This window comes from Mesorhizobium sp. M0139, from assembly GCF_040322455.1.
Lineage (GTDB): Bacteria > Pseudomonadota > Alphaproteobacteria > Rhizobiales > Rhizobiaceae > Mesorhizobium.
This window is the reverse complement of sequence record NZ_JAMYTN010000002.1, coordinates 1-11,740: the sequence shown is the minus strand read 5'-3', so window position 1 is coordinate 11,740 and position 11,740 is coordinate 1. Positions and strand designations below refer to the sequence as shown.

11 protein-coding genes are annotated in these 11,740 nt (G+C 63.6%); 6 read left to right on the top strand and 5 right to left on the bottom strand.

Going from position 1 to position 11,740, the window contains the following annotated elements; genetic code table 11:
- Window positions 1–47 precede the first annotated feature (47 nt).
- Window positions 48–884 carry a hormone-sensitive lipase gene (locus NKJ58_RS02495; RefSeq protein WP_502882147.1) on the top strand — a complete coding sequence of 279 codons (837 nt, stop codon included), beginning with the start codon at window positions 48–50 and terminating at the stop codon, window positions 882–884.
- 45 nt (window positions 885–929) lie between these two features.
- On the opposite strand, the gene NKJ58_RS02490 is transcribed toward NKJ58_RS02495, so the two are convergent.
- The 5 genes from NKJ58_RS02490 to NKJ58_RS02470 are packed head-to-tail and all read right to left on the bottom strand — an operon-like array spanning window position 930 to window position 6,374.
- On the bottom strand, window positions 930–2,135 hold the full coding sequence (locus NKJ58_RS02490) for a molybdopterin molybdotransferase MoeA (protein ID WP_352852761.1): 1,206 nt from the start codon (window positions 2,133–2,135) through the stop codon (window positions 930–932).
- Window positions 2,136–2,618 carry a cyclic pyranopterin monophosphate synthase MoaC gene (moaC, locus tag NKJ58_RS02485; protein ID WP_023671048.1) on the bottom strand — a complete coding sequence of 161 codons (483 nt, stop codon included), beginning with the start codon at window positions 2,616–2,618 and terminating at the stop codon, window positions 2,136–2,138.
- Between the two features lie 2 nt (window positions 2,619–2,620).
- On the bottom strand, window positions 2,621–3,433 hold the full coding sequence (gene trpC, locus NKJ58_RS02480) for an indole-3-glycerol phosphate synthase TrpC (RefSeq protein WP_023684711.1): 813 nt from the start codon (window positions 3,431–3,433) through the stop codon (window positions 2,621–2,623).
- 3 nt (window positions 3,434–3,436) lie between these two features.
- Window positions 3,437–4,447, bottom strand: coding sequence for an anthranilate phosphoribosyltransferase (gene trpD, locus NKJ58_RS02475; RefSeq protein WP_023684712.1), 1,011 nt, complete (start codon window positions 4,445–4,447; stop codon window positions 3,437–3,439).
- A 31-nt stretch (window positions 4,448–4,478) separates the two neighbouring features.
- Window positions 4,479–6,374 carry a peptidylprolyl isomerase gene (locus NKJ58_RS02470; RefSeq protein ID WP_023738725.1) on the bottom strand — a complete coding sequence of 632 codons (1,896 nt, stop codon included), beginning with the start codon at window positions 6,372–6,374 and terminating at the stop codon, window positions 4,479–4,481.
- Between the two features lie 147 nt (window positions 6,375–6,521).
- Here NKJ58_RS02470 and tpiA point away from each other — a divergent pair, with 147 nt between their 5' ends.
- The 5 genes from tpiA (at window position 6,522) to NKJ58_RS02445 (ending at window position 11,641) form a co-directional block, all read left to right on the top strand.
- On the top strand, window positions 6,522–7,292 hold the full coding sequence (tpiA, locus tag NKJ58_RS02465; protein WP_023819952.1) for a triose-phosphate isomerase: 771 nt from the start codon (window positions 6,522–6,524) through the stop codon (window positions 7,290–7,292).
- A 196-nt stretch (window positions 7,293–7,488) separates the two neighbouring features.
- Complete coding sequence (secG, locus tag NKJ58_RS02460) at window positions 7,489–7,977, top strand: preprotein translocase subunit SecG (RefSeq protein WP_352852760.1); 489 nt, start codon at window positions 7,489–7,491, stop codon at window positions 7,975–7,977.
- A gap of 201 nt (window positions 7,978–8,178) precedes the next feature.
- Window positions 8,179–9,297, top strand: a complete 1,119-nt coding sequence (locus NKJ58_RS02455) for a L,D-transpeptidase (RefSeq protein ID WP_023738727.1) — start codon at window positions 8,179–8,181, stop codon at window positions 9,295–9,297.
- A 154-nt stretch (window positions 9,298–9,451) separates the two neighbouring features.
- Window positions 9,452–11,089: a CTP synthase gene (gene pyrG, locus NKJ58_RS02450; protein WP_081725397.1), complete on the top strand. Its 1,638-nt coding sequence runs from the start codon at window positions 9,452–9,454 to the stop codon at window positions 11,087–11,089.
- Window positions 11,090–11,104: 15 nt separating this feature from the next.
- Entirely contained in the window at window positions 11,105–11,641 is a 537-nt protein-coding gene (locus NKJ58_RS02445) for a DUF1697 domain-containing protein (protein ID WP_352852759.1), read from the top strand.
- Window positions 11,642–11,740 lie beyond the last annotated feature (99 nt).

The window sequence follows — 11,740 nt, the reverse complement described above, 5'->3', positions numbered from 1 at the left end:
TGTTCGGCGGCCATTCCTGTCGACTGAACTGAAGCCATCCGGGAGGGATGCAGATGCTCCAACATCGTGTTGCCGATTGGGACAATGCCTACGCCAACGGCGACAACATTGCCGGCAGCAATCGCTGGCCGGCCGCGTGGGACACACCGGCACAGGCTTTTCGCGACACAATGTCGGCGTCCGGTCGGGCCAAGCTCGACATCGCCTATGGCGACAGCCCGCGCAACAGGCTCGATCTGTTCCTTCCCGATGTCATGCCCAAAGGGCTCGTCGTCTTCATCCATGGCGGTTACTGGAAGGCGTTCGACAACAAGCCATGGTCGCATCTGGCCAACGGCGCGGTTGCCAATGGCTTTGCCGTGGCAATGCCGACTTACACGCTTTGTCCCGACATACGCATTTCCGGCATCGTTAGGGAAATCGCGGCGGCGATCGGCAAGGCGGCGACGATGGTCGGCGGGCCGGTGATCCTGACCGGGCATTCCGCCGGCGGCCATCTCGCCTCCAGGATGGTGACGACAACGACACCCCTGGCCGCCGATGTGGCGGGCCGCGTGCGCAATGTCGTCTCGATCTCCGGCGTCCATGACCTGCGGCCAATCATGCGGACGGGGATGAACGCGACACTGGCCATCGATGAAGCGGAAGCACTGGCCGAAAGCCCGGTTCTGCTGCGCCCCATGCAGGGCGCGCGCATCACCTGCTGGGCCGGCGGCGGCGAGCGGGCGGAGTTCCTGCGCCAGAATGCGCTGCTTGCCAACATCTGGATCGGCCTCGGCGCCACGACCAGCACAGTGGTCGAGCCGGACCGGCATCATTTCAGCATCGTCGACGGGCTTGCCGATCCGACACATCCGCTGACGCGGACATTGCTGGCGGAGTAACAACCAGTCTTATCTCTTGGAATTAACGGCTTGGATCCGCGACCTTCAGCGCAACATCAGAACGCTGCAAGCAGCGCCTGCTTCTGCCGCCGGAGCGAAGGGCTCGCGCACGATCAGGCCGTTGGCGTCGGCCAGCATTCTCAGCATCGAGGAATCCTGGATGCCGAATGGTGTCGCCACCAATGCGCCGGCTTCTTCCCGGACCACGGCGCGCACATAGTCTTGCCTTAGATCATTGGCCGGCATCGCGGCGCCAAGCTGAGCCTGGCGGATGTCCTGCCGGTGGGGACGGCCGCCGAGCTGCGCCAATAGCGGCTTCAGGAACAATTGCGAGCAGACCAGGCTCGCCACCGGATTGCCGGGCAGGCCGATGCACCTGATATCGCCCAGCCGCCCGAACATCAGCGGCTTGCCCGGGCGCATGGCGAGCTTCCAGAAGTCGAGGTTCATGCCTTCGCCGGTCAGCACGTCATGAACGAGATCATGGTCGCCGACCGAGGCGCCGCCGAGCGTGACGATGACGTTGGCTTTCGCATCGACCGCCTTTTTCACCAGCGCCGCGATCGCTTCCTTGCGATCGGCCGCTATACCGAGATCGAGCGCGCGAGCGCCGACCGACTGCGCCACAGCAGCGACGCCATAGGCGTTGGACGAGATGATCTGGGCGGGGCCAGGTTCGCTGCCCGGTGGCAGCAATTCGTCGCCGGTGGCGATGATGGCGACCAGCGGCCGTTGCACCACGTTCAACCGGGGATGATTGGCCGACGCCGCCAGCGACAATGCAGCCGGATCGAGCACGCGGCCTTTCTCCAGCAGCACGTCGCCTTGGGCAAAATCCAGTCCAAGGCGGCGGATGTTGCGGTTCTTCGCCGTCGGTTCGGTGACCTCGATCCGGCCACCGCCGAGATCGCGAACATTTTCCTGGATGACGATCGTGTCTGCGCCTTCAGGCAGCGGCGCGCCGGTGAAGACGCGCACGGCCTCGGATTTACCCACTGTGCCGTCAAAGCCTCGCCCTGCGGGCGCCATTCCGATCACCGAAAGCCGCGCCGGGGCCGACGCCACATCCTGCGCCCGTGCGGCATAGCCGTCCATGGCAGATGCATTGAAAGGCGGCTGGGTACGCAGCGCCACGACCGGCTCCGCCAGCACCCGGCCGGCCGCATCCGCCAGCGCGACCCTTTCACCGGGCAACGCCACAGCGCCGTCGAGTAGGCGTTGAAGCGCCTCGGCGACCGGAACCAGCGCCATTTACGAACCCGCCTTGTAGTCGCCGGACTTGCCGCCGGTCTTTTCCACCAGCTGTATACCGGAAATCACCATGGCGCGGTCGACCGCCTTGGCCATGTCGTAAATGGTCAGGCACGCGACAGATGCCGCGGTCAGCGCCTCCATCTCGACCCCGGTCTTGCCGGTGACGCGGGCGAGCGCGGTGACCCTAAGGCCGGGCAGCGTGGTGTCCGGTTCGATGTCGACCGACACCTTGGTCAAAAGCAGCGGATGGCAGAGCGGAATCAGCTCATGCGTCTTCTTGGCCGCCATGATGCCGGCAATGCGCGCGGTACCCAGCACATCGCCCTTCTTGGCGTCGCCGTCGAGGATCATCTTCAGGGTTTCGGCCCGCATCGAGACAAAGCCCTCGGCGACCGCCGTGCGCGTCGTCTCCGCCTTCTCGCCGACATCGACCATGTTGGCCTCGCCCTTGGCGCCGAGATGGGTGAGGGCGGCTGCCATCCTCAGATGGCCTCTGCTTTCGCCTTGCCTGTCAAAAGCAGCCGCGTTGCCGCAGCGACATCCTCTTGCCGCATCAGGCTCTCGCCGACGAGGAAGGTGCTGATGCCGGTCTTTTGCATCCTGAAGCAATCGTCGTGGGTGAAAATTCCGCTCTCGCTGACCAGCAATCGGCCGCCCGGCACCATCGATGCCAGCCGTTCCGAGGTCTCGAGGCTGGTCTCGAATGTTCTGAGATTGCGGTTGTTGATGCCGATCAGCTGCGACGAGAGTTTTACCGCGCGCTGCGTCTCGGCCTCGTCATGCACCTCGATCAGCGCGTCCATGCCGAGTTCGAACGCGGTCGCTTCCAATTCGCTCGCCAAGGCATCATCGACGCTGGCCATGATGATCAGGATGGCATCGGCGCCCCATGCGCGAGCCTCGTAGACTTGATAAGGGTCGAACAGGAAATCCTTGCGCAGCGCGGGCAGGGACACTGCCTTCCGTGCATTGGTGAGAAATTCCGGCGCGCCCTGGAAGGATGGCGCATCGGTCAGCACCGAAAGACAGGCGGCACCGCCTTTCTCATAGGCCTGCGCCAGTGCGGGCGGGTCGAAATCGGCACGGATCAAGCCTTTGGATGGGCTTGCCTTTTTGATCTCGGCGATCAGGCCGAAGCTGCCCGATCTGCGCTTCGCCTCAAGCGCCCTCCGAAAGCCACGCGGTGCGTCGGCATCCTTGGCTCGCGCCTTGATCTCGGCCAACGGTATCCGCGCCTTCGCCGCCGCGATCTCGTCGCGCTTGTAGGCCTCGATCTTGCGCAGAATGTCAGCCACGGCTCATCCGTTCGAAATCTCGACCAGCCTGTCGAGCACGCCCAGCGCCCGGCCGCTGTCGATGGCCTGTGTGGCCGCGGCCATGCCGTCGGCAAGCGTCGTCGCCTTGCCGGCCACCACCATGCCGGCGCCGGCGTTCATCAGCACCGTATCGCGATAGGCCCCGGCAGCACCTCTCAGCATGTCGCGCAACGCCGTGGCATTGTAGGCGGCGTCGCCGCCGCGCAACTCGTCCTTGGTGTGGCGCTGCAGGCCGACGGCTTCCGGGGTGAGCGTGAAATGGCGGATCTCGCCGCCGGCCAGTTCCGCCACCTGCGTTTCGCCGGTGGTGGTGATTTCGTCATAGCCATCCCCATGGACCACCCAGGCATGCTCGGTGCCCAACGCCTTCAATGTCTCGGCCACCGGCACGATCCATTCCGGCAGGAACACGCCGACCATCTGCCTGCTGACGCCAGCCGGATTGGACAGCGGTCCGAGCAGGTTGAAGATGGTACGCGTGCCGAGCTCGACGCGGGTCGGGCCGACATGCTTCATCGCAGGGTGGTGCGCCGGCGCGAACATGAAGCCGACGCCGGCCTCCTGGATGCAGCGGCCGATCACCTCTGGCAGGATATCGATCTTGACGCCGAGCGCGACCAGCACATCGGCAGCGCCCGTCAGCGACGACAGGCCGCGATTGCCGTGCTTGGCGACCGGCACGCCGCAGCCGGCAATGACGAAGGCCGAAGCGGTCGAGATGTTGACTGAATGCGAATTGTCGCCGCCCGTGCCGACAATGTCGATGGCGCCCTCAGGAGCTTCGACGCGCAGCATCTTGGCACGCATGGTGGCGACGGCGCCGGAAATCTCGCTCACGGTCTCCCCGCGCACGCGCAACGCCATCAGGAAGCCGCCGATCTGGCCCGGCGTCGCGTCGCCAGACATGATGATGTCGAAAGCTTCGCGCGCTTCCTCGAAGGTAAGCCCGGTTCCCGTGGCGACCTTGGCGATATGGGTCTTCAGGGCGCTCATTGGGCCAAGACGTTCATTGGGCTAAGGCCATTCATTGGGCGAGGGCTTGGGCAACGGCGGCCTGGTCGACGCTGACGGCGTACTGCGTCTGCAACTGCGCCACCAACTGGTCGAGCAGATCGTCGGACATGCCTTGCGTGAAGGATTTTTGCGCATCGTCGGGTACCGAGCTGGCGTCGGCTCCGGCCGGCTCGAACACTTCGGCGACCTTGAACAGGATCTGGCCGTCGCCGGTGGGCGAGGGGATCAGCCCGGTGCCGCCTTCGCCGACGCCGAACATCGCAGCAGCACCCTCCTTGCCGAAATCGACATCGTCGGCCTCGCGCTTCACGCCGCGCTTGGTCTGCTTTTCAAGCTTCAGTTCGCCGGCGATGACGTCGAGTGTGGTGCCAGCCTTGAGGCGCTTGTCGAGTTCGTCTGCTTTCGCGGTCAGCCGCTTGGTCGTTTCCTCTGTCGTCCAGTCCGCCACCACGCGCTGGCGGACTTCGTCCAGCGTGCGGTCGCGAGCCGGCGTGATCGATGTCAGTTCATAGAACACGAAGCCGTTGTTAGGCGTGGTCAGGGCTTGATTCTCGGTGTTGGGCTCGGCCTCGAACACCGCCTTGATGAGGTCCGGCGATGCCGGCAGGTCCTTGATGATGGTGCCGTCCGGCTTGAGGCCGGTGCGGTCTATGGCCTCGACGGTAACGTCCTTGAGCTTGAGTTTGGCGGCGGCTTCGGCCAGCGTGCTGCCGGCGGCGCGGGTGTCTTCGTAATTGTCGTGCACGTCGAGCAGGATGCGGCTTGCTTCGCCAAGCGCCAGATCCTTGCGGATCTGGTCTGAGACTTCCGCCAGCGGCTTCACCGTTTCCGGTTTGATCTCGGTAACGCGCAAAAGCACCGGACCGAACGCGCCCTGGACGACCGGGCTGACTTCGTTGACGGCAAGCGCGAATGCGGCATCGGCGACCGCCTTGTCGGTGATCTTATCCTTGGAGAGCGTGCCGAGCAGCGTGTCGGCCGGGGTCTTGCCCTGCGCGGTGACGATCTTGTCGAAAGTGGCGCCCGTCTTCAGCGAATCGGATGCCGCCTTGGCGGCGTCCGCGGAAGGAAACACCAGCTGTTCGATGGTGCGCATTTCCGGCGTGGTGTAGCGGCCCTTGTTCTTGTTGTAGTCGTCGCTGACCTGCTGGTCCGTTACGGCGCTGACATCCATGATGTCTTCGGGCTCGAGCCGGACATAGGAGAATTTGCGGTATTCTGGCGCCGCGTAGGTTTTCTTGTTGGCCTCGAAATAAGCCTGAAGCACGCTGTCGGATGGCGCCTCGATGGGCTCCACCAACGCCTTTGGCAAGATCAGATAGTCGATGGTGCGGTCTTCGCCGCGATAGAGCGCAACTGCCTTGAAGAAGGTGTCTGGAGCCTTGAGGCCGTCCGAAACCGCTTCGACGATCTGCTGGCGCACCGCCACCTGAGCCCGGTTCTTCAGATAATCCTCCGGCCGCATTCCCAGTTCGCGCAGGCGGGATTCGAACAGCCGGCGGTCGAACTGACCATTCGGGCCCTGGAAGGCGGGTTCCTGCCGCGTCAGTTCGGCCAGCCTGTCCTTGGAGAAGCCAAGCCCGAGCTTGCGCGCCTGTTCGTCAAGGACGGCGCCGGACACCAACTGAGCCAGCACCTGGTTGTCGATGCCATAGGCCTTGGCCTGGTCGCGGCTGATGCGCTGGCCGATCTGCTGCTGCAGCATGGCGATCTGGCGATCATAGGCGAGGCGGTACTCGGTGATCGACACGGTGGTGCTGCCGGCGGTGATCACCGCATGATGGCCAGCCAGGAAGCCGCCCGTCATCCGCGTGGTGACGCCCCAGGCAAGGAAACTCAACACCAGCAGCGACAGCAGGGCTTTCGCGACCCAGGTCCCTGCCGCGCTTCTCAATATACCAAGCATTGTTACTTCCGATTTTTGCGCAGTTTTGCGTGCGCCCGAGTCTGAAACAAGCGCAATAGCGCCCTTCCGGCTCACTGTCGATTGCTTTGTGGCCTGATTTTGATAGGGAGGGCGAGACCCCAATGTCGCCCGGAGAACCAGATCCCCATGACGCCAGGAATTCGACCGCTCGTTGCCGGCAACTGGAAAATGAACGGCACCAGCGCTTCGCTGAACGAGCTCAGGATGATCGGCAACGGCTTCATGAGCGGGCTCGACGCAGAGACCGAAGCATTGGTCTGCGTGCCGGCGACCTTGCTGTCGCGCGCCGTCGAAATCCTGTCGCGCACGCCGGTGCGGGCCGGTGGCGAGGACTGCCACATCAAGGAAAGCGGCGCCTTCACCGGCTGTGTCTCAGCCGAGATGCTGAAGGATGCGGGCGCCAGCCACGTCATTGTCGGCCATTCCGAGTGCCGCGAACAGCGCAGCGAGGACGATGCCATCGTCCTCGCCAAGGCCTCGGCGGCGTGGCGGGCAGGGCTCGTCGCCATTATCTGCATCGGCGAGACCAAGGCGGAGCGCGAAGCGGGCACAGCACTCGACGTGTTGTCGCGGCAGGTCGCCGGCTCGGTGCCACCGAGCGCAACGCCCGCCAACACCGTTATCGCCTACGAGCCGGTATGGGCTATCGGCACCGGCCTGACGCCGACCGCCGAAGACGTGGCGGAGGCGCACGCACATATCCGCCAAAAACTGGCGGAAGCGCTCGGCGCAGTCGTGGCCGGCAAGATGCGCATTCTCTATGGCGGCTCGGTCAAGGCGTCCAACGCAGTCGAACTGCTGGGCGTCAAAAACGTCGATGGCGCGCTGGTTGGCGGCGCCAGCTTGAAGGCATCCGACTTTCTCGCCATCGCCGAGGCATACCAGAATATCGCGTAGGCCCCGGAATTTCGTTGCCGATCAGTTCCGTCATCGACTTATGAACGCAGCAGTTCGGCGGAAATCGTTGCAAAGGGCGCATTGCTTCCCATATTCCGGCCACGGGCTTGGAAATGCCGTTAAAGCATTGTATGGAGCCGCCTCCAAATCACCGGCCCTGATCGCCAGGGAGCGGCAGGGCTTGCCAGGATAAAATATGGAAACCGTACTGATCGTCATCCACCTCATGGTCGTGCTCGCCCTTGTCGGCGTGGTGCTGCTGCAACGCTCCGAAGGCGGTGGTCTCGGCATTGGCGGCGGTTCCGGTTTCATGACCGCGCGTGGCGCCGCCAATGCGCTGACGCGGGCGACGGCGATCCTGGCCGCGGCCTTCTTCGTGACGTCGCTGACACTCTCGATCGTTGCCCGCTATGGCGAAAAACCGATCGACATTCTCGACCGCGTGCCGGCCGACAGCGGCAACGGCGTGCTCAATCAGTTGCCCGGCACGACGGCGCCGACGCCGCCTTCGGGCAACAACGAACCGGCCGCGCCCGCGGCCAACGGCGCCGCCACCACGCCGCCCGCCACCACGGCCCCGGCGACGGCTCCATCTCCGGCGACGCCACCTGCAACCGATTCGGCTGCGCCGCCGGCTTCCAATGGCGTTACCTTGCCGGTCACGCCGCAGGTTCCGAACCAGTAGTCGGTAGGGTCGGATGCCGCGATCTGTTGTTGTTTCAACACAGTCGCGGCAAATGGCACACGATCACGAAGATTCGACCGCACCCCGTGCTTGAGGCCCGTACGCCACTTCGATTATAGATTGCCGGCGGCACTTTCTGCGCCCTTGGGGGGCGCCGGGCGACGCCGTGGGCAACAAGCATTGAACGATCGGATCTTCGCCATGCAGCTTCGCAGCTTCATTTTCATGGGGTTTTGTGCCGTATTCGGCATGAGCTCCGCGGTCTTCGCCGGCACTCCGGCAATGACCTCACCGCAGGCGGTTGGCAAAACCGCTGTCATCAACGTCGCCGCCAAGAGCGATGCGACGCAGCTGAAGCTTCTCAAGAAGAAGAAAAACCCGAGCCCGGATGATCTGGCTCAGATCAGCAAGCTCGAAGACAAGATCGCCGCCGAGAGGGATCTCGCCCGCGTCAAGGCGCTCGAGGCCCGCAAGCTGGCGATGCGCGATGCGGCGAAAGCCAGGGCCGATGCCCAGCGCCAGGCGTTCCTGGCAAGCAAGGGCAAGCCGGTCGTGGTTGCCGACGCCAAGCCAGGCAAGAAGACCACCAAGATCATCGCTCCGGTTGACCCGATCGCGCCGATCGAGCCGATCGAATCGGCTGAACCGCTTCCGGCCGAAGCGATGAATATCGCGCTGACCGGCAACAATGGCGAATTGCGCAGCGAGGCCCCGGGCCAGAAGCCGACGAGCGGCGGACTGTTCGCCGGCCTGTTCGGCGGCACGTCCTCTGCCTCGTCGATTGCCTATCTCCCCGAAACGCGCGCGCTCGACCAGGCTCTCGCCAAGCGGCAAGCCAAGAAGCAGTTCAAGGTGAAGCCGGAATTCGTGCCGCAGGACGTCGAATTCAGCGGCTATGAGCCGGGTACGATCGTCATCGATACCAGCGCGCGCCGCCTCTACCTCGTCGAATCGGCTTTCACCGCCCGCCGCTATGCGATCGCGGTCGGCCGCGAAGGCCTGCAGTTCAAGGGCAAGGTTGCCGTTGGCGACAAGCAGGAATGGCCGCGCTGGATCCCGACGCTCGACATGCAGAAGCGCGAACCCAAGCATTACGGCCAGTACAAGGACGGCATGCCCGGCGGCGGCCAGAACCCGCTCGGCGCCCGCGCCATCTATCTCTACGACGGCAAGAAGGACACGCATCTGCGCATCCACGGCACCATCGCGCCGCAGTCGATCGGAACCAGCGCTTCGAATGGCTGCTTCCGCATGATCAACGAGCACGTCATGGACCTCTACAGCCGCGTTAGGGTCGGCACCAAGGTCGTCATCATCTGATGCTTTCACAAACCTGCCGAAAGGGCCGGCTTTTGCCGGCCCTTTTGTTTTGACCAAAACACCAGTCTCGAACCTCGGGACTATCGCGCCTTCTCTGGAAAAAGCCTCAGCGGCGGTTTTTTCTCTGGCGGAATCAATTCGGCCGCGTTAAGCGATGACTCCCATGGCGCGATATGTATTCATCACAGGCGGCGTGGTTTCCTCACTTGGAAAAGGCATCGCTGCAGCGGCCCTTGGGGCTCTCTTGCAGGCGCGAGGCTATCGCGCACGCATCAAAAAGCTCGATCCCTATCTCAATGTCGATCCCGGAACGATGTCGCCTTACCAGCATGGCGAGGTTTTCGTCACCGATGACGGCGCCGAGACCGATCTCGATCTTGGCCATTACGAGCGCTTCACCGGCCGCTCGGCCAACCAGCAGGACAACATCACCACCGGCCGCATCTACAAGAACATCATCGAGCGCGAACGCCGCGGCGACTATCTCGGCGCCACCGTGCAGGTCATTCCGCATGTCACCGACGAGATCAAGAATTTCGTGCTCGACGGCAATGACGACTATGATTTCGTGCTGTGCGAGATCGGCGGTACGGTCGGCGATATCGAGGCGATGCCGTTTCTCGAGGCTATCCGCCAGCTCGGCAACGATCTGCCGCGCAACAACGCCGTCTATGTCCACCTGACCTTGATGCCTTACATCCCCACGGCCGGCGAGCTGAAGACCAAGCCGACCCAGCATTCGGTCAAGGAACTGCGCGGCATCGGCATCGCGCCCGATATCCTGCTGGTCCGCGCCGACCGCGCCATCCCCAAGGAAGAGCGCAGAAAACTGTCGCTGTTCTGCAATGTGCGCGAAAGTGCCGTCATCCAGGCGCTCGACGTGCCCCACATCTATGACGTGCCGATGGCTTACCACAAGGAAGGGCTCGATTCGGAAGTGCTGGCCGCCTTCGGTATCGATCCGGCGCCGAAGCCGCGCATGGAGCCTTGGCAGGCCGTGTCCAACCGCATCCACAATCCGGAGGGCGAGGTGACGATTGCCATCGTCGGCAAATACACCGGCCTCAAGGATGCCTACAAATCGCTGATCGAGGCTTTGTCGCATGGCGGCATGGCCAACCGCGTCAAGGTCAAGCTCGACTGGATCGAGAGCGAGATTTTCGAGAAGGAAGACCCCACGCCGTGGCTGGAAAAGGTGCATGGCATCCTGGTGCCCGGCGGCTTCGGCGAGCGCGGCTCGGAAGGCAAGATCCTGGCGGCGAAATTCGCCCGCGAGCGCAAGGTGCCGTATTTCGGCATCTGCTTCGGCATGCAGATGGCCTGCATCGAGGCAGCGCGCTCGCTGGCCGGCGTCGAACACGCCTCGTCGACCGAATTCGGTCCGACCGACGAGCCGGTCGTCGGCCTGATGACCGAATGGCTGAAAGGCAACATGCTGGAGAAGCGCCGCGAAACCGGCGATCTCGGCGGCACCATGCGGCTTGGCGCCTATCAGGCTGAACTCGCCAAGGGTTCGAAGATCGCCGACATCTATGGCGACACCCAGATTTCCGAGCGCCATCGCCACCGCTACGAGGTCAACATCGACTACAAGGAACGGCTCGAGGATTGCGGCCTGGTGTTTGCCGGCATGTCGCCTGACGGCGTGCTGCCGGAAACGGTCGAATACCCCGACCATCCCTGGTTTATCGGCGTCCAGTATCATCCGGAGCTGAAGAGCCGGCCGCTTGAGCCGCATCCGCTGTTCGCCAGCTTCATCTCGGCCGCGGTGGACCAGTCGCGGCTGGTATAAGCAGGCCGCGTTGCCATGCAAACCTATGTTGCGTTGCTCTACAGCATTATCCTCGGCGAAGGCCGCCGGGTCGTCATGGCCGACCTCAAGGCGATGGCTGAACAGCTTGGGCTGAAGAACCCGCGCACCCTGGTGGCGACCGGCAATCTGGTCTTCGAGACACGGGCGACTGGCATCGCCAAGCTGGAACAGCGGTTGGAAACGGCCTTCGAAAAAACCTTCGGCCGCAATGTCGTCATCATCGTGCGCACTGCCGAGGATTGGCTGAAACTTGCCGCCGGCAACCCATTCCCGGCCGACTCTGCCGAGGCAGGCGATCAGGTGACCGTGCGGGTGATGCGCAAGCCAGCGCCAGCGGATGGTGTGGCCGCGCTCCAGGCCTATGCCGCCGAGGACGAGAAGGTGGCTTCGGTCGACGGTGACATCTGGGTCGTCTTTTCGCGCCAGCGACCAAGCTCGCGGCTGCTCGCTGCCATGAACCACAAGCGCATGGGCATCGGCACCGCACGCAACTGGAACACGGTGCGGAGGTTGGCTGAGATGGTGGAGTAGGGAGTAGGGAGTAGGGAGTAGGGAGTAGGGAGTAGGGAGTAGGGAGTAGGGAGTAGGGAGTAGGGAGTAGGGAGTAGGGAATGTCTCATATAATCATCT